16 protein-coding genes and 1 riboswitch are annotated in these 17,536 nt (G+C 43.1%); of the genes, 8 read left to right on the plus strand and 8 right to left on the minus strand.

Features of this window, described 5'->3' with window-relative positions; genetic code table 11:
* Positions 1 to 97 precede the first annotated feature (97 nt).
* The 4 genes from DYI25_RS16830 to DYI25_RS16845 all read left to right on the plus strand — a co-directional run bounded on the left by DYI25_RS16830 (position 98) and on the right by DYI25_RS16845 (position 5,101).
* The gene (locus tag DYI25_RS16830) at positions 98 to 1,483 is read left to right on the plus strand and encodes an MBL fold metallo-hydrolase (RefSeq protein ID WP_213370964.1); all 1,386 of its coding nucleotides are present in this window, start codon (positions 98 to 100) and stop codon (positions 1,481 to 1,483) included.
* Between the two features lie 479 nt (positions 1,484 to 1,962).
* Positions 1,963 to 2,661 carry a winged helix-turn-helix domain-containing protein gene (locus DYI25_RS16835; RefSeq protein WP_213370966.1) on the plus strand — a complete coding sequence of 233 codons (699 nt, stop codon included), beginning with the start codon at positions 1,963 to 1,965 and terminating at the stop codon, positions 2,659 to 2,661.
* Complete coding sequence (locus DYI25_RS16840; protein ID WP_213371280.1) at positions 2,651 to 4,057, plus strand: sensor histidine kinase; 1,407 nt, start codon at positions 2,651 to 2,653, stop codon at positions 4,055 to 4,057. The genes DYI25_RS16835 and DYI25_RS16840 overlap by 11 nt, the downstream gene beginning before the upstream one ends.
* 60 nt (positions 4,058 to 4,117) lie before the next feature.
* Positions 4,118 to 5,101: a Gfo/Idh/MocA family protein gene (locus DYI25_RS16845; protein WP_213370968.1), complete on the plus strand. Its 984-nt coding sequence runs from the start codon at positions 4,118 to 4,120 to the stop codon at positions 5,099 to 5,101.
* 111 nt (positions 5,102 to 5,212) lie between these two features.
* Here the strand turns inward: DYI25_RS16845 and DYI25_RS16850 are convergent, their stop codons facing one another.
* Positions 5,213 to 6,268, minus strand: a complete 1,056-nt coding sequence (locus tag DYI25_RS16850) for a lactonase family protein (protein WP_213370970.1) — start codon at positions 6,266 to 6,268, stop codon at positions 5,213 to 5,215.
* Positions 6,269 to 6,536: 268 nt separating this feature from the next.
* On the opposite strand from DYI25_RS16850, the gene nadE reads away from it, so the two are divergent.
* Positions 6,537 to 7,358 (plus strand): ammonia-dependent NAD(+) synthetase, encoded by an 822-nt coding sequence (nadE, locus tag DYI25_RS16855; RefSeq protein ID WP_213370972.1) that lies wholly within the window; start codon positions 6,537 to 6,539, stop codon positions 7,356 to 7,358.
* A 45-nt stretch (positions 7,359 to 7,403) separates the two neighbouring features.
* Here nadE and DYI25_RS16860 read toward each other — a convergent pair whose 3' ends face one another.
* The gene (locus DYI25_RS16860) at positions 7,404 to 7,748 is read right to left on the minus strand and encodes a hypothetical protein (protein WP_213370975.1); all 345 of its coding nucleotides are present in this window, start codon (positions 7,746 to 7,748) and stop codon (positions 7,404 to 7,406) included.
* A gap of 331 nt (positions 7,749 to 8,079) precedes the next feature.
* Positions 8,080 to 8,165: riboswitch (cyclic di-GMP riboswitch) on the plus strand.
* Positions 8,166 to 8,429: 264 nt separating this feature from the next.
* Between DYI25_RS16860 and DYI25_RS16865 the strand changes: the two genes are divergently transcribed.
* A complete protein-coding gene (locus DYI25_RS16865) occupies positions 8,430 to 8,654 on the plus strand; it encodes a hypothetical protein (RefSeq protein ID WP_213370977.1) in 225 nt (74 codons plus the stop codon).
* 49 nt (positions 8,655 to 8,703) lie between these two features.
* On the opposite strand, the gene DYI25_RS16870 is transcribed toward DYI25_RS16865, so the two are convergent.
* From DYI25_RS16870 to DYI25_RS16890, 5 genes are all read right to left on the minus strand, one after another.
* Positions 8,704 to 9,891 (minus strand): acetyl-CoA C-acetyltransferase, encoded by a 1,188-nt coding sequence (locus tag DYI25_RS16870; protein WP_213370979.1) that lies wholly within the window; start codon positions 9,889 to 9,891, stop codon positions 8,704 to 8,706.
* 66 nt (positions 9,892 to 9,957) lie between these two features.
* Positions 9,958 to 11,400, minus strand: coding sequence for a GntP family permease (locus DYI25_RS16875; RefSeq protein WP_213370981.1), 1,443 nt, complete (start codon positions 11,398 to 11,400; stop codon positions 9,958 to 9,960).
* A gap of 37 nt (positions 11,401 to 11,437) precedes the next feature.
* Positions 11,438 to 13,033, minus strand: coding sequence for an acyl CoA:acetate/3-ketoacid CoA transferase (locus DYI25_RS16880; protein ID WP_213370983.1), 1,596 nt, complete (start codon positions 13,031 to 13,033; stop codon positions 11,438 to 11,440).
* A 45-nt stretch (positions 13,034 to 13,078) separates the two neighbouring features.
* Complete coding sequence (locus DYI25_RS16885) at positions 13,079 to 13,804, minus strand: beta-ketoacyl-ACP reductase (protein ID WP_213370985.1); 726 nt, start codon at positions 13,802 to 13,804, stop codon at positions 13,079 to 13,081.
* Between the two features lie 163 nt (positions 13,805 to 13,967).
* Complete coding sequence (locus tag DYI25_RS16890) at positions 13,968 to 14,849, minus strand: LysR family transcriptional regulator (RefSeq protein WP_213370987.1); 882 nt, start codon at positions 14,847 to 14,849, stop codon at positions 13,968 to 13,970.
* A gap of 215 nt (positions 14,850 to 15,064) precedes the next feature.
* Between DYI25_RS16890 and DYI25_RS16895 the strand changes: the two genes are divergently transcribed.
* A complete protein-coding gene (locus DYI25_RS16895; RefSeq protein WP_213370989.1) occupies positions 15,065 to 15,400 on the plus strand; it encodes a nucleoside triphosphate pyrophosphohydrolase in 336 nt (111 codons plus the stop codon).
* Positions 15,401 to 15,443: 43 nt separating this feature from the next.
* Here the strand turns inward: DYI25_RS16895 and DYI25_RS16900 are convergent, their stop codons facing one another.
* Entirely contained in the window at positions 15,444 to 15,959 is a 516-nt protein-coding gene (locus DYI25_RS16900) for a DoxX family protein (protein WP_213370991.1), read from the minus strand.
* A gap of 256 nt (positions 15,960 to 16,215) precedes the next feature.
* Between DYI25_RS16900 and DYI25_RS16905 the strand changes: the two genes are divergently transcribed.
* Positions 16,216 to 16,668, plus strand: coding sequence for a DinB family protein (locus tag DYI25_RS16905; protein WP_213370993.1), 453 nt, complete (start codon positions 16,216 to 16,218; stop codon positions 16,666 to 16,668).
* Positions 16,669 to 17,536 lie beyond the last annotated feature (868 nt).

Raw genomic sequence — 17,536 nt, forward strand, 5'->3', positions numbered from 1 at the left:
TTGGCATATTTTACGGCTTTTAAAAAATATGGTGCAGGGTATAGAGGAGTATAGTCTTCATTAACCTATGAAAACAAAAAATGCAGGAGGAATCGCTATGTATTTCAAATCTTTTTTTGATGATCAGCTAGCACATATGTCTTATTTGATAGGCTGCCAGAGAACGGGTGAAGCCATTATCATTGACCCGGCAAGGAATATCCATCCGTACCTGGATATCGCAAAAAAAGAAGGCTTCAATATTTCGGCCGCAACAGAAACTCATATTCATGCAGACTATCTCTCTGGTGCAAGGGAACTTGCTCACCATCATGGCGCAAAGCTTTATGTATCAGACGAAGGGGATAAAGACTGGAAGTATCAATATGTCGATCAGTATGAGCATGAATTGCTGACTGAGGGCTCGACTTTCAACATTGGGAATATTTATTTTGAAGTTATTCACACACCGGGCCATACACCGGAGAGTATTTCATTCCTGTTGACTGACAAGGGCGGCGGTGCTAACGAACCGATGGGCATTTTCACCGGTGACTTCCTGTTTGTAGGCGATGTCGGCCGTCCAGATCTTTTGGAAAAAGCTGCAGGCATTAAAGATACATCTGAATCAGGGGCGCGCCAGATGTTCGAATCCCTCCGCAAAGTGGAAAAACTGTCTGACTTCCTGCAGGTATGGCCAGCTCACGGCGCGGGCAGTGCCTGCGGAAAATCCCTCGGCGCTGTGCCGATGTCCACTTTAGGCTATGAGAAAAAATTCAATTGGGCTTTCCAAATCAACGAGGAGGAAAAATTCGTAGAGGAGCTACTTTCTGGTCAGCCAGAACCTCCTAAGTATTTCGCCGAGATGAAAAAGCTCAATAAAGTTGGCCCAGAATTACTTCGTAGGGAGGAAACTCCTGAAGTTTCGTTCTCGGATGCCAACAATGCAGCAGTCATCGACACCCGGCCAGCAGATGAGTTCGCGGAGGGACATGCTGAAGGAACAATCAACATTCCGTACAACAAATCTTTCACGAACTGGGCAGGCTGGCTATTAAGCTATGAGCAGGACATCGTGCTGATTGCTGATCCTGAAAAGCTTCCTGACGTAAAGAAGTCGCTACAGTCGATTGGTCTTGACCAGGTGACTGGTTACATTGACCCGAAAGAACTAGGTGGTAAGCTGGAAGAATACAAGACCGTAACGGCCACCGAGGCAAAGGAACTGATGGAAGATGAAAACTACTTTGTGATCGATGTCCGCAACCAGAGCGAGTGGGACAGCGGCCATATTCCAGGTGCCCACCATCTTATGCTCGGAAGCCTGACTGAAAACCTGGACAAGGTACCAAAAGACAAGAAAATCATCGCACATTGCCAGTCAGGCGCACGCTCCGCAATCGGTACAAGCCTGTTGCTGAAAAATGGCTACAAAGACGTAGTCAATCTCGAAGGCGGCTACTCCGCCTGGGAAGAAGAAGGACTACCTGTTAAAAAAGATTAAAGAACTAGAGCCAGCTCAGCACAGATGAGCTGGCTTTTTGCATTTCATTAGAGTGAACCAGAAACTTTAAGGGATTGCGGAAAAGATTAGAAGCCTATTGGCGCCATTTTCATGAGAAATGGAGAAAAGAGGTCACCGATGAGGCGTATTGGCGCATGGATTTGTAGTAAACAGGAAAAACAGGTAACCAATAGAGCGTATTGGCATCTCGATTTGCAAGAACCAGGAAATTAAGGTCGCCAATAGAACCTATTTGCGCCTAATCTTGTAAAAAACTGAGAAAACAGGTCACCAACGACCTGACTGGAAAACTTAATGGGATTTTATTCTGTTACTCGAGTTGTCCCCGTGACGCATCAAAAGATGAACAAACTATGACCAACCTATTAAAAAATCTGTAACAACGGGCTAAACAGTTGATTCTGCTTGCGTTGAGCTTTAATTTAGATATAACAGATATCCGATAAGAGGGGATTAGCGTGAAAATATTAGTCATTGAGGATAATGAGAGTGTCTGCGCGATGATTGAAATGTTCTTTTTAAAAGAGGGCATCGAAGGGCAGTTTGTGAATGATGGACTGAAAGGGTACGAGGCTTTTAATAAAGGCGAATGGGATTTGTTGATTGTCGACTGGATGCTTCCGGGAATGGATGGTGTCACCTTATGCAGGAAGATCAGGCAGGAGGGCAGTGATGTACCGATCATCATGCTGACGGCGAAGGACAGTGAGTCGGACCAGGTGCTCGGACTGGAGATGGGGGCGGATGATTATGTGACGAAGCCCTTCAGCCCGCTTGCTTTAATGGCAAGGATCAAGGCTGTGGCCCGACGTTATCAAAAGCAAAAGCCAGAAGAAAATAGTGAAGTTGGGACTAGCCTTATAAAAGTCAATAAGGAAACACGTGAGGTGACGCTTGGTGGCAAGCCAGTAACGAACTTGACGCCAAAGGAGTTTGACCTCCTTCTCTTTTTCGCCCAGCACCCACGCCAGGTTTTCACTCGGGAGCAGCTTCTCGAGCGGGTCTGGGGATACCAGTTTTATGGAGATGAGCGTACTGTTGATGTCCATATCAAACGTTTGAGAAAAAAGATTGGTACGCCTGAACAGCCACTGTTCCATACTATTTGGGGCGTCGGGTATAAATTCGATGAGTCGGTTGATGGGCATGAAGGTTAAGTATATTTACCAGCAGTTCATTAGCCATATCAGCATCATCATCGTGGCTTTCCTCATCCTGAGCCTTGTTTTTACACAGTATGTGGAAACGCTGGTTTATAAAAATAAGACGGAGGAGCTTATTTCCTATGGGGAGAATATCCTTCGCGATCTTGATCGAGGCAGTGAGCGCCCTGACCAGGTGATTAATCAATATGCCCGCGTTCTTTTTGGCCGGGACATTCAATTCAGTGTGTTTGATGAAAATATTCAACTTCTCAATCCAATCAGATGGAGGGGCCCGGCAATTGAACTGACGGAAAAAGAGTTGAGCCAGCTTACAAAAGGAACGCCAATCGTAAAAAATTATGATCTAGAACGCTATAACCGGGCAGTGACCCTGGTTGTTTTGCCATATTTGGACCGAGGCGATTTTGTTGGCGGCATTCTTCTTACCTCTCCAATTAGCGGGACACGGGAAATGATCACTGAAATCAATAAGTACTTATTTTATACAATGCTAATCGCACTTGCCGTATCGTTCCTGTTGAGCTGGGTGCTGGCGCGCATCCATGTCAACCGGATCAAAAAGCTTCAGGAAGCAACATCGGTGGTTTCAGCAGGGGATTATACGGTAAAAGTTCCGTCCTCTGACTTCGATGAGATCGGTGAATTGGCGAATGATTTTAACAGCATGGTGAGCAAGCTTAACGAATCCAAGTCTGAAATCGAAAATCTGGAAAACCGCCGCCGCCAGTTTATGTCTGATGTATCACATGAATTGAGGACTCCGCTCACGACCATAAGCGGGATCATTGAAGGTTTGAGGAATAATATGATTCCAGAAGCTGAAAAAGACCGAGGCATCAATTTGGTCAGCCAGGAAACGAAGCGGCTGATCAGGCTGGTGAACGAAAACCTCGACTATGATAAAATTCGCTCAAATCAGGTACAGCTTTTCAAAGAAGATATTGAATTGGTTGAGGTGCTGGAAATCATCCAGGACCAGCTCGGATTTCAGGCGGAGGAGCAGCATAATCGGATTGAGATCGAAGCTGAGGAATCAGTAATGGTCCATGCCGATTATGACCGGCTTGTCCAGATTCTCATCAATATTACGAAAAACAGCATCCAGTTCACTGAATACGGGACAATTTGGCTGCGTGGCAGGATGGATGGGCCCCATACGGTCATTGAAGTCGAGGACACTGGCATGGGAATTGAACCAGCTGAGATTGAAAAGATCTGGCATCGTTTTTACAAAGCGGACATCTCAAGGACAAGTAATCCATTTGGGGAATTTGGGCTTGGTCTGTCCATCGTCAAACAGCTGGTACAGATGCATGACGGAAAAATAAAAGCGGAAAGCGAGCATGGAAAAGGGACAAAGTTTGTGATCGAGCTTCCGTTTCGATAAGATGGAAAATGAAGCTGCGGGCATTGCCGCCAGCTTTTGCTATTTGAAAGGGTGAACAACATGGTTCGTTTCGGAGTGGTAGGTACGAATTGGATTACAGAAGCATTTATTAAAGGAGCAAGTCACCATAAGGATTTTCAGCTGGCGGCAGTTTATTCTCGTTCAAAGGAACGAGCTGCAGAGTTTGCGGGTAAATTTGGAGTTAATACCATTTTTACTGATTTGGAAGAGATGGCGAAAAGTGATGTGATTGATGCAGTCTATATCGCCAGCCCAAACTCAATGCATGCAAGCCAGGCAATTACATTCATGGAAAATGGCAAGCATGTGCTGTGTGAAAAAGCGATCGCGTCAAATAGCGACGAGTTGGCACACATGATAAAGACTGCAAAAGAAAATCATGTAGTTTTGATGGAGGCATTAAAATCAACGCTCATGCCCAACTTCAAAGCTGTCCAGGATCATATTGATAAAATCGGCAAGGTCAGAAGGTACTTCGCAAGCTATTGCCAGTATTCTTCCCGCTATGACAAATATAAAGAGGGTAAAGTGCTGAATGCCTTTAACCCGGAATTTTCGGCAGGTTCTTTAATGGACATAGGCATTTATTGCATCTATCCGCTCGTTGTTTTGTTTGGAGAACCAAGATCTGTCCAGGCGAATGGCTATGTGCTCGAGTCCGGGGTAGATGGGGAAGGCAGCCTGATATTGAAATACAATGAAATGGATGCTGTCATCATGTTCTCGAAAATCACTGATTCGACTCTTCCATCAGAAATTCACGGCGAAGATGGCAACATCAGGATTGATAAAATCAGCACGCCAGAAAAAGTGGAAATCATCTATCGTGATGGCAAAAAGGAAAATATATCAAGAGAGCAGCTTGCTGATAATATGTTTTATGAAGCAGAGGAGTTCATTACTTTGATTCAGCAGGGTAAAACAGAATCAATGAATAACTCGCTCGAAAACTCGAGAATTACCATGGGAATTTTAGATGAAGCAAGATCGCAAATGGGAGTCAGGTTCCCGAGTGACAAATAAAAAACAGGGCAGGTGCTGTGAGAAGCATCTGCCCTGTTTGTAATATTCACTTTGAGAAATGTCCAGCTCCCGCGCTTTTCGGGGCTGACCAAGTCGCTTGCGCTTTTCTGATTAGTAATTCAAAAACTTCACGCATACCGGGTCCGGAACTTTTACATCAGACTGCAATAATGTCAATTTGCCTGTTTCCTCATTCCGGGAAAATAGAACGACATTGCTGGAATTCTGGTTAGTCGCAATCAGGAATTCCTCACTAGGATCTAGTACAAAATCCCTCGGCCAATTCCCTTCTGTCGATGTGTGTCCGACATATGAAAGCTTGAAGCTTTCAGAATCTACCTGGAAAATAGCAATACTGTCATGGCCGCGGTTGGCAGCGTAAACAAATTTCCCGTCAGATGAAATATGGATGGCGCTTCCCTGGTTGTTTTCAGTGAAATCCGCGGGAAGAGTAGAAACCGCCTGAAGATGTTCAAAACGGCCATCTTCAGAATGATATCTATAGACAAGGACTTCTGAACTGAATTCTGTCATCAAATAGGCAATATTGTTGTTTGGATGGAAAACAAGATGTCTTGGACCGCTTCCTGGGGTTACACGCAATACGCTTTTCTCGATTAACTGGCCGTTATCCAGGGAGTAGGTGATCAACTGGTCGGTGCCAAGGTCGATGACTGCTACGTATTTTCCATCCGGAGTGAAACCGGCATAGTGAGTGTGCGCTTTTTCCTGGCGTTCATCAGGACCTGAGCCTTCATGTACAGCACTTGATAAAACTGCCTCAATACTGCCATTTTCAGGGTTTAGCAGATACGAATCTGCAGAGCCTTTATGATAATTTGCGGATAAAAGCAGGTTGTTTTCTCTGTTCACGCTCACATGGCATGGAGACGCTCCTGCGGAAAGCTGGGTATTGATGAACGATAATTCTCCTGAATCCTTAATGCTGAATCCTGCAACACCACCCGATCCCCCTTCCTTTGCAACTGCATATAGAAAGCGGTTATCTTCGCTGATTGTCAGGTAGGTAGGATTTTCAAGTGCTGCCTCGGCTTTCACTTCAACGATTTTTCCATTTGCAGCATCAAGTGTAAAAGAATAGATGCCCTCACTATCGCCTTTAGTATATGTACCGAAATAGCCTGTGAATTTTTCATTAGCTGCCATTTTTAATGCCTCCAATTTGATTTAAGCATTTATAGTCTAAGTTATAGTCTAGCAAAAAAATCGTGGCGGACAAAATGTTACGAACAACAAGCGATTGGGTAAAATAGTAGATGAGAGCTTCATCTTTTAAAACGGAATGTTAGATAACCTGACCAAAATCTGGACTTTAAACTTTTTAAGGGATATGCTTTTTTTAATGGTGTTCTCGCAAAGGCAGTTTATTGTGAAAGAGCATGATGAATAGTTCATAGTGTTTAGGAGGTTCATTATGAGTTTGCAAAAACAAATTATAGAAGCGTTGAATGTTCGCCCTGAAATCGATCCTCAGGAGGAAATCAAGAAGAGAATCGACTTTCTGAAGGAATACTTACAGACTTCAAAAGCAAAAGGGTTCGTTCTTGGAATTAGCGGAGGCCAGGATTCCACACTTGCCGGAAGACTGGCACAGCTTGCAGTAGAGGAACTGCGCTCAGAAGGTACTGAGGCCAAATTCGTGGCTGTAAGACTCCCATATTCAGTGCAAAAAGATGAAGAGGATGCACAGAAAGCACTGAAATTCATCCAGCCTGATAAAACGATCACGTTCAACATCCAGCCAGCAGTAGATACTTTTAATACGCAGTTTGAAGATGCCATCGGCGATAAAATGACTGATTTTAACAAGGGTAATGCGAAGGCTCGAATGAGGATGATCACCCAGTATGCAATCGCTGGTCAGGAAGGTTTGCTTGTGATTGGTACCGACCATGCCGCGGAGGCCGTAACAGGATTCTTTACCAAATACGGTGATGGCGGAGCCGATTTGCTGCCACTAACTGGCCTGAACAAGAGACAGGGAAGGGAGCTGCTCAAAGCATTGAATGCAGAACCAAGGTTGTATCTTAAAGAGCCAACAGCTGATCTTCTTGACAACAAGCCGCTCCAGGCCGATGAAACTGAGCTTGGTGTGAGCTATGAAGCCATCGATGATTATCTAGAAGGAAAGCAGATTGACGAAGCAGATGCCGCTAAAATTGAAAGAAGATATCTAACTTCAGAGCATAAACGACAAGTACCCGCATCCATGTTTGATTCATGGTGGAAGAAATAAGACAAAAAAGCCTGGCTGATATTTTTTATCAGCCAGGCTTTTCCTTTACTCAGATTGGGCAATTGCAAAATGAGGTGCTTCTTCTCTTTCGGTGACTTTATCAATTTTATCCGTAAACATTTGGAAGACTCTTTTTTTCTCTTCCAGTTCCTTGATATATTCCTTTAAATCATTAAATTTCTCTTCAAATGGCTGATGGTACAATTCACGGATCTTCCTGTTCAAGTCAGGATTGACGGTTGATTGCACAACCTGCTTCGTGATGTTGAATTTATATGTATATACCTTTAGCTCATTTTTTACTTCTTCATATTCCGCGTCAATTTCTTTAAGAATCTCTTCAATTTCTGCTTTCCATTCATCTAGCGACATCTTAACATGCTGTTCCATACGGATCCTCCTGCCATTCGCCTGTAATAAAGCTTCTTCTCTCTATTCTAGCAAGTGAATTTTACATGGAGATTGCTGGTATATTACAATGTTAAAACAATCTACTCCGAACCAGAGCTCCCTTCGGACAAAATCAGGGGACGAAGCAGGGAAAATGTCTGAACAAGTCCTGCCCTTCCCTTCCCAAAAGACGTGCCTATCAATCTGCGACAATAAATGTTTCGCGGATTATGTTTTCACATTATCTGGCCGTGGGATAATAGACTCATATTTGTAATTAATTGGCGAATTTTGTTGAAAAAATAGTCCTTAAGATTTATATTTTAATTAGAACTGAAAAAGGCAAACTTATCGAAAGGTAAGGACGCAAAGCCACGAGTCTAAGGCTTTTTTAGCTATGATCGTCGGGTTGCCAAAAAAGATCGGATGCAATAAAAAGATAGGTAAATGGTTTTGCTTTACCTCTTGTCGAAAAAATCCGCCATCTTTTTGGGGATTTTTTATTTTGGAATGTCCCTTTCTACACAATATTGCAAAAAGAACTGAATTTCACGTTTGCATATTGCGAGATAGGTTAAATAATACTTAAGTTACTTGACAGGACAAAATAATATAATCCTTTTGGCAGGTTTGGTTTTTAGCAGATAGGATTTCAAATTTTAACGGAAGGTGGAGGAATCGTTGACTGTATTATTTGGGACGGTAGAGTACTTCGAACGGGAGATAGAGTTTCATTTATCAGAGATAGAAAAAAGAGAACGGCTGATAGAAGAAATCAACCAAATTCAAATGAAGCTTGAAGAAGAACTGCTGAATGATTTTATTTGCGACGAGAAGCTAAGGATGGAATGCTTACAGAATTTATCAAATGCTTGCAGTAAATTAACTGAAGATTATGTAGTTTGAAAACTACTAAAATATAAAAGCCTGTGGTCCGGACCACAGGCTTTTACTATTAATCAATATTTTCTATAATGGTCGCAACGCCCATGCCGCCACCGATACAGAGAGTTGCCAGTCCGTATTTCTGCTCTCTCTTCTTCAATTCATGGATAAGCGTTACAAGGATTCTTGCGCCGCTCGCTCCAATTGGGTGGCCTAGCGCAATCGCTCCTCCATTGACGTTAACATTTTCTTCACTCATGCCAAGCTCCTTCATAACAGAAAGGGCCTGGGCTGCAAATGCCTCATTTGCTTCGACTAAGTCGATATCACTTAATTCCATATCTGCTTTTTTCAAAGCTTTCTTAACGGCATCGACCGGGCCGATTCCCATGATTGATGGGTCAACACCAGCAGAAGCATTCGCCTTGATCGTAACAAGCGGAGTGACTCCGAGTTCTTTTGCCTTTTTGCCGCTCATCACGACTACAGCAGCAGCTCCGTCATTGATTCCGGAGGCATTCGCTGCAGTGACCGTTCCGTCCTTTTTAAATGCAGGTCTTAATTTTCCTGCTTTCTCAAGAGTGCTGCCGAATTTAGGGTGTTCATCCTGATCGACTATGATTGGATCTCCTTTTCGCTGCTTCACTTCGACAGGGACGATTTCATCCTTGAAACGTCCAGAAGTAATCGCTGCTTCTGCTCGATTCTGACTCTTGACTGCGAAAGCATCTTGTTCATTACGTGAGATTTCATATTTTTCCGCAAGGTTTTCAGCTGTAATGCCCATATGGTAGTCATTGAATGCACATACAAGACCATCGCCAAGCAATGTATCGACCATCTTTTGGTCGCCCATTTTGAAGCCTTCACGTGCCCCCTTTAGAACGTAAGGCGCCTGGCTCATGTTTTCCATTCCGCCAGCGACAACAATATCAGCTTCACCTGCTGCAACTGCCTGATATGCCAGGTGAACAGCTTTCAAGCCAGACCCGCATAGTTTATTGATCGTCATGGATGGACATGTCTCAGGGAGTCCTGCTCTCATCGCAGCCTGACGTGCCGGGTTTTGGCCCAGGCCAGCCTGAAGGACATTTCCCATGATGACTTCATCGACAACATCCGCGCTGACATTCGCTTTTTCCAGTGCCGATTTAATAGCCGCTGCGCCAAGATCCACGGCTGATACTTTTGAAAAAGCTCCGCCAAATGCTCCAGTAGCGGTCCTTACTGCACTTGCAATTACAATTGTATTTTCCATTTTAACTGCCCCTTTCGAAATCAAAATAAGAAAGGGGGAATGTCTCCCCCTATGATCTTGTTATTATTATACTAGTCCAGTTAGCTTGTAGACTGCAATGATGAAGAATACAGCTAATGTCTTAATGATTGTGATCGCAAAAATATCTTTATAAGACTGTTTGTGTGTCAATCCTGTAACAGCAAGCAATGTAATGACCGCTCCGTTGTGTGGAAGTGTATCCATGCCACCGGATGCCATTGAGATGACACGGTGCATAACCTCTGGCGGAATATTGAATTCAGTGATGGCTTTCATATACGTATCTGCCATGGCACTCAATGCAATTCCCATACCACCAGAAGCAGATCCTGTCACACCTGCAAGTGTAGTTGTCGTTATTGCTCCATTGACAAGCGGATCTGTAAATGTAGACGAAATTCCTTTACTTACAACTGAGAATCCTGGCAGAGAGGAAATGACTCCGCCGAATCCATATTCTGCTCCTGTGTTCATGGCAGCAAGCAATGCTCCGCCGATTGCCGTGTTGACGCCGACCTTGAATCCGCCCGTAACCTTTTTAAAATCATATAAAAGAGTTGCGATGATCCCAAGAAGCAGAGCCAATTCAACGGACCAAATGCCTACTACTCCAGACATCTGGACGGTTCCGTATGATTCAAGCCCGATTTTTGAAAAATCAAAGCCATCTGGATACCATTTTGGCAGGTTCACTGTAAAGAATTTGTTAGCTAACCCAACGAGCACTAATGGTGCAAAAGCCATTATAGCTCTTAATGTGCTTGTTTTAGCAGTCATATCAATGCCGTTAACGCCTTCCTCAAGTGCATCAGCCTCAGCTGCAGCAGCGGATTCAGCGTTATCAAATCCATAGAAGCCTTCGCCGCGTTTGGCAGCTTTCTTTCGAAGCGTTTCAAGATAAAGTATACCTAATGTGAAAACAAAGATCGCACCAATGATTCCGAGTCCAGGTGCAGCGTAAATATCAGTCCCAAAAAAGCTTGTTGGAATAACGTTCTGGATTTGTGGCGTGCCTGGAAGTGCGTCCATCGTAAAGGTAAACGCTCCAAGTGCAATCGTTCCTGGAATAAGTCTTTTAGGAATGTTCGCTTGTCTAAATAAATTTTTAGCAAAAGGATAGATGGCAAAAACGACTACGAATAAACTAACGCCACTGTATGTTAAGATTGCGCCCATTAATACGATTGCAAGAATCGCACGTGTGCCGCCGACCAATTTAATGATCGATTTTGCGATGGACTCGGCAATTCCAGACATTTCAACGACCTTACCGAAGATCGCACCGAGTAAAAATACAGGGAAATAGTTCTTAATGAATCCGACCATCTTCTCCATGAAGATGTTGCTGAAAAAAGGAAGCACATGGCTTGGATCTGTCAGCAGCACGGCAAGCAGCGCTGCAATTGGAGCAAACAGGATGACTGAATATCCTTTGTATGCAGTGAACATCAACAAACCGAGTGATAAAAGTATAATAAATAGCTCCATATTGGGAACCCCTCTCTAATACACAAGATATAATTGCTTAGATTGCTGCAATATTACTGAAATCAACGGGTGTTTCATTTTTCATGCCCATGGGCTCATCCGTGAAAATCCGGCTGTCCATTAATTTTAAGTCTTTGGCAATCAGTGGACGGAAATTCATTTGGGCAAGAATGTCTCTTTCTATATTGATTCCAGGTGCAATCTCTGTGAGTGTCAGGCCTTCAGGCAACAGTTCAAAAACAGCGCGTTCGGTAATATACATTACCTTTTTCTGATTTTCACGTGCCACATCACCGCTGAAAGTAATTTGTTCTACGTCTTCAATGAATTTTTTGGCTTTGCCCTCCTGAAGGATTTCAAGCGTGCCGTTGCTTGCATTCACCTTTAATCCGCCAGCAGTGAACGTTCCGCAAAAGGCAATTTGCCCCGCATTTTGGGTAATATTGATGAATCCGCCGCATCCGGCAATTTTAGGGCCGAATTTCGATACGTTAATATTGCCTTTTACGTCACATTGCGCCAGGCCAAGGAATGCTGCATCGATGCCGCCGCCATCATAATAATCAAACATATATGGCTGGTCAATGATCGCCTGTGGCCCGATTGAGCAGCCGAAGTCCAGTCCGCCAGCTGCTGTACCGCCAATTGCACCAGGCTCCAGCGTTGGAGTGAACTGGTCATTCATTCCTTCTTCCTGAAGGACGTTCGCAATAATTTCTGGCACGCCGATTCCATAGTTTAATACTTTAATATCTTTGTTCAATAACATTGCCGCACGACGGGCAATCACTTTGCGTTCATTTAACGGATATTTCTTATCTGACTGCTGGTGAACAACATCGCCACGGTAAAAATCTTCATTATGCTGTGTGCCGAATGTTTGCATATGGTTTGCCATGTTTTCAACAATGACAACATAATCTACTAAAATTCCCGGAATAGCGACCAGCTTAGGATCGATTGAGCCGTTTTTGACGATCTTCTCTACCTGGACAATCACTTTTCCGCCGCTGTTGCGGGCGTTCATCGCAATTGATAGGATTTCTAGTGTAAGAGGTTCTTTTTCAAAGCTAATGTTACCATTTTCATCGGCAACCGAACCTTTCAGCAGTGCAAAATCAAGTTTCTGTGTTTTATAGGCAAGATAAGGGTTTCCGTCAAAGCTTACTTTTTCGACAATCTCATCTTTTGTGTTTGTATTCAGTTTGCCGCCATCAATGTCAGGATCAACAAATGTTCCCAGTCCAACATGGGTAATCGTACGTGGTTTGCCTGCAGCTCCATCACGGAACATTTGCGAAATGACTCCTTGCGGAAGATTATAGGCTTCAATTTTGTTATTGACCACTAACGGCTGGAATTTTGGTGCAAGTCCCATATGACCGCCGATGATTCTCTTCACAAGTCCTTCATGAGCGTAATGGTTCATACCCCGGTCCACACCGTCACCGTTTCCTGCTGCATAGATCAGGGTTAAATTGCTAGGAGACTGGCTTTCAAGGAATCTATTTTCTACCTCTTTATAAATTTCTTCTGCGACGCCTACACCGATAAAACCGCCCAGGCCTACAACCGCGTTGTCAGTAAGCAGACTTGCTGCTTCTTTTGATGAAATGATTTTTACAGAAGACATGGTAAACACCTCATTGTAGTATTCTTGTTATATTCGAAGGAGGGCTTATAGTTTTAATCCGCCAGTTACTTCAAGAACGTGTCCATTTACATAGCTGGATTCATCGCTGGCAAGGAAAAGGACGGCATTAGCGATTTCCTGTGGCTGTCCAAGGCGGCCAAGCGGAGTCTTTTCCCTGATTGGCTGAAGGACTTTGTCTGGCACAGTTGCCATCATTTCTGTCTCAACATATCCTGGAGCGATTGCATTTGAGCGAACCGCTGCGCCTTTGCGTGTGAACTCTTTTGCCCACGTATAAGTCATGCCGATTACACCGGCTTTAGTTGCTGCATAGTTTGTCTGGCCAACGTTGCCATAGACACCGACGACAGAAGAGATGCTGACAATAGATCCTTTTCCGTTTTCCATCATGATTGGCGCAACCGCCTGAGTCAGATTGAACACACCTTTAAGGTTGACGTCAATCACTGAATCCCACATATCTTCCGTCATTTTCTGGATTAAAGCATCACGTGTGATGCCAGCATTGTTTATGAGTACATCAATTTTGCCAAACTCATCTTTAACTTCTTCGACAAATTTCGCAACTTGGGCACGATTCGTCACATTCAACTGAACATGGCGCACATTTGGCAATTCATATTCTCCAGTACCCATATCCACAGAATAGACTACCTTGGCCCCTTCATGCGCAAACGTTTCCACAATTTGGCGCCCAATGCCGCGCGCTCCTCCTGTTACAATAGCTACTTTACCTTCCATTCTATTCATAATGTAAGCCCCCTACATGAATTAAAATATGTACATTCTTAATGTAAGCGGTAACAACGATAAAATGAAATACATAAAAATCATATTAATTATAACTTTTGGTTATAAAGAAAAAACAGCAGGAGAAAAAGCCTGTTTTTGCTTCTCTCCCGCTATTTGGATTCTATTTAATATGTTGTTTTACATAATCAATTAATTTTTGGGCTGCGAAAGAGACATACCTGTTTTTCTTTATAATGATGGCAATCCGCCATTTCATTTCAGGATGCTCAATTGGGATTTGTTTGATGTTCTGACTGTTGAACCGCGCCAGAATAGGCCTTGGCAAAATCGAGATTCCTTGATTCAGGCAGACCAGCTCGGTCAAAAAATCCCATTGCGAGCTCTTGAAATAGATATTAGGTTCAAAGCCTGCTTCACGGCAAGCTTTGATGACATGATGATGAAGCAGGAAGGTCTCATTGAGAAGTGCAAAGGATTCATTCTTCAGATCTTCAAATCTAACTTTATCCCTTGCTGCCAGCGGATGGTCGTTATGGACGATTAAGACGACCTCATCCTCAGTAACTGGTATATATTCAATTCGGTCCGAAAGCTCAGGCAGAATGACAAGTCCCAGATCTACATATCCTTTTTCAACCATTTCATACACAGTAACTGCACCGCTTTCAATGATCGAAAGATTGATTCCGGGGTAATCATGCCGAAAGTTTGCAATCAGCGGGGGGAAATAACTGGTCCCAATGACCGGGGGAATCCCCACGCTCACATTCCCAGTTTTTAGATTCTTTGTATCCCGAATTGCTTCGGTAATGGAATCTAATTCCGAAAGCACCTTTTGTCCTTCTTCAAATAGTTTTTCTCCAGCATCTGTTAAAGTCATTTTGTGTTCAGATCTGTCAAATAGCTGGACACCAAGGTCTTCTTCCAGCTTCTTAATCATTTTGCTTAAAGCAGGCTGTGAGAGGTGAAGATTCCTGGCTGCTATCGTAAAACTGTTATCTTTTGCAACTTGAACAAAATAGGCCAACTGTCTGGTATCCATACGTTTTTCCTCCGTCATCTGTCCAATCAATCCATAAGTATGAATATTGTAACACAAGCAGGTTGAAGAAAAATAATCCATGGAAGAAAACATAAGTGAAGTTGGATCCAAGAGGTTTTACAGAATATTAGGGTAAAACGGGATTCTATTAATTTGGTTTGAACACTTGTTTCTGGGGATATGTTTATAAGTAGGACAGCAAAAGGGGAATCGACATGGAGAAAAAGGAATATAATAAGCTAGTTAGAGACTACTTTCCGGAATTAATGAAGGAAAAGGGGAAAGAAGTTGAATTTGAAATTTTAAATAGCGGTCAATTTAGCGAGAAACTTATGGAGAAGTTCAATGAGGAAGTTGAAAAATTCCGTCATGCCGGAACGGACAGGCTGCTGAGTGAAATAGTGGATTTGCTTGAGGTGGTATATTCGATCGCTGAGCATCGGGGTATCACGGAAGCTGAAGTGGAGTTCATGCGCCAACTGAAGAAGAACCGCAGTGGCGGCTTTAGGAAAAAAATCATGCTAAAAACCATTGAGGAAGATTTAAACTGAAAAAATGCCCTCTGCCTAATGGCGGAGGGCATTCTATATATCGTTAAGCGGATTTATGTGCTGCTTCTGGTGTTTGTTTGAAAACAGTCTTGCGGATGAAAGGAACCACCCAGCGGTCTAAACCGTATTTACCAGCATTGTAGCCTGCGAACAGGATGATGAATCCGAAGAAGATGTCAGTTGGGTTATGAGATACTGTTCCCGCAAGGAAGAAGCTGAAGTTCATTACAAGGCCGAAGAACATAGCTGCAGTTGTCAGTGTTCCAAGAATCAAACCAAGACCAACAAGGAATTCTCCTAGTGGAACAATGAAGTTGAAAAGTTCTACATTCGGGATCGCAAAGCTTTCAAGGAAGTTCACGTACCATCCATATACCGCATTTCCGTCTGGACCCTTTACAGGATTTTCTACGGCACGTGTTAAATATCCAGTAGCGTCGAACCCTTCACCAGTCAATTTGCCCCATCCAGCAGTCATCCAGTTGTAACCAAGCCATACACGAATCACAGTCAACAGGCCAGCAGCATAATTGTTTTCTCTTAACCATTTCGCGAACATCTAAATCGCTTCCTTTCAAAAATTAATAATTATTACACTTTTAAGATATCAAAGCAATTTATGGAAATCTGTGAAAAAAGTGTGAAGACACACATCAGCCATAATGTTTTGAACAAATTTTGTCAAATGATTTCCTTTAATGGAATATAACACCTAACAGGGTATCGGTGCGATTATTCATTTTCCTTGTCGCATATGTTGGAAATATATAGAATAAATATATTGTGAAGTACAAGCTAGAAAGGGGAATGGAATTATGAGCGAGCTCTTATTTAAGCAGTTTGAATTAACAAGAGGTTTATTTTTGAAAAACATTGAGGCAATTACTCCTGAACAGGCAAGTGTTCAGCCAGAGGGCTTCAATAATAACATCCACTGGCAGATCGGACATGTGCTGACAGTTACAGAACAATTCATGATGGGATTCCCGAAAAAATCAAATCATCTTCCTGCAAACTACATAGAGTTATTCGGAAAAGGTACCCGACCCTCCGAATGGACTGGAGATGTTTCCTCTGCTGAAGTATTGAGTGACCAATTGAAGGCGCAGCTGGGGAGGATTAAGGAAGTGCCAGCTTCGATGCTGGACGAGAAGCTTAAAAAGCCCTTCCTTGGTCTGGAGACTTTTGGAGAGCTTGCCAACATGGCACTATTTCATGAAGCCTATCATCTTGGCCAAATCCATGCGATGAAAAAGTTAGTAAAATAGCAAAATAGCAAAACAGCAGAGTCCTATAATGGGCTCTGTTTTTTGAAACCTGACAACCCTTTTTGCGTATTAGAAAATAAGGAAGACAGGTGTGAGCATTGGGCAAGGATAAGGATTCAAGGCTTCTAAGAAGATGACTCTTCTTATTCATTTCCTTTGCGGTAGCTGGAGCATTATTCCCTTTCATTGACATCGCGTGGATCAAGAAGACACTTTCGGTCATACTGCTGTTAATCGGTTTTGTCACTGCTGGCTCAGTATATGAGTTTTATGAGACTTGGTTAAATAAGCTGGATAAAAAAGTGATAAGAAATAAAGACTCTTATTGAAAACATTGAGGTTGCTTTTCAAATGATGTACGACCCTGCACCGGAAAGGCCACTGCCAATGAACTAAACGGAACGGATATCCAGTTTTTATTATTTAACATGGAAATTCCGCGAAAACTTTAGTTTTTTCCGCGAATGACTGACAGGTTCCAGGGTGTAGAGCCCAAAGCTGTCAAGAAAGAGCATTTATTATGACAGGTTTCAGAGTTTAGAGCGCAAAGCTGTCAAGAAAGAGCGTTTATTATGACAGGTTTCAAGCTGTAGAGCGCAAAGCTGTCAAGAAAACGCATTTATTATGACAGGTTTCAGGGTGTAGAGCACAAAGCTGTCAAGAAAACACGTTTATTAAGACAGGTTTCAAGGTGTAGAGCGCAAAGCTGTCAAGAAAACGCGTTTATTATGACAGGTTTCAGGGTGTAGAGAGCAAAGCTGTCAAGAAAACGCGTTTATTATGACAGGTTTCAGGGTGTAGAGCGCAAAGCTGTCAAGAAACCGTGTTTATTGTGACACGAATCAATTCCGTGATATTACGCTGGAAT

Source organism: Mesobacillus boroniphilus, assembly GCF_018424685.1.
In the GTDB taxonomy this organism is placed as follows: Bacteria; Bacillota; Bacilli; order Bacillales; family Cytobacillaceae; genus Mesobacillus; species Mesobacillus boroniphilus_A.

Excerpts from the sequence above, each read along its gene's own strand:
- DYI25_RS16830 (WP_213370964.1), top strand. The coding sequence starts at position 98 with ATGTATTTCAAATCTTTTTTTGATGATCAGCTAGCACATATGTCTTAT.
- DYI25_RS16840 (WP_213371280.1), top strand. The coding sequence starts at position 2,651 with ATGAAGGTTAAGTATATTTACCAGCAGTTCATTAGCCATATCAGCATC.
- DYI25_RS16845 (WP_213370968.1), top strand. The coding sequence starts at position 4,118 with ATGGTTCGTTTCGGAGTGGTAGGTACGAATTGGATTACAGAAGCATTT.
- DYI25_RS16850 (WP_213370970.1), bottom strand. The coding sequence starts at position 6,268 with ATGGCAGCTAATGAAAAATTCACAGGCTATTTCGGTACATATACTAAA.
- nadE (WP_213370972.1), top strand. The coding sequence starts at position 6,537 with ATGAGTTTGCAAAAACAAATTATAGAAGCGTTGAATGTTCGCCCTGAA.
- DYI25_RS16860 (WP_213370975.1), bottom strand. The coding sequence starts at position 7,748 with ATGGAACAGCATGTTAAGATGTCGCTAGATGAATGGAAAGCAGAAATT.
- DYI25_RS16870 (WP_213370979.1), bottom strand. The coding sequence starts at position 9,891 with ATGGAAAATACAATTGTAATTGCAAGTGCAGTAAGGACCGCTACTGGA.
- DYI25_RS16875 (WP_213370981.1), bottom strand. The coding sequence starts at position 11,400 with ATGGAGCTATTTATTATACTTTTATCACTCGGTTTGTTGATGTTCACT.
- DYI25_RS16880 (WP_213370983.1), bottom strand. The coding sequence starts at position 13,033 with ATGTCTTCTGTAAAAATCATTTCATCAAAAGAAGCAGCAAGTCTGCTT.
- DYI25_RS16885 (WP_213370985.1), bottom strand. The coding sequence starts at position 13,804 with ATGAATAGAATGGAAGGTAAAGTAGCTATTGTAACAGGAGGAGCGCGC.
- DYI25_RS16890 (WP_213370987.1), bottom strand. The coding sequence starts at position 14,849 with ATGGATACCAGACAGTTGGCCTATTTTGTTCAAGTTGCAAAAGATAAC.
- DYI25_RS16895 (WP_213370989.1), top strand. The coding sequence starts at position 15,065 with ATGGAGAAAAAGGAATATAATAAGCTAGTTAGAGACTACTTTCCGGAA.
- DYI25_RS16900 (WP_213370991.1), bottom strand. The coding sequence starts at position 15,959 with ATGTTCGCGAAATGGTTAAGAGAAAACAATTATGCTGCTGGCCTGTTG.
- DYI25_RS16905 (WP_213370993.1), top strand. The coding sequence starts at position 16,216 with ATGAGCGAGCTCTTATTTAAGCAGTTTGAATTAACAAGAGGTTTATTT.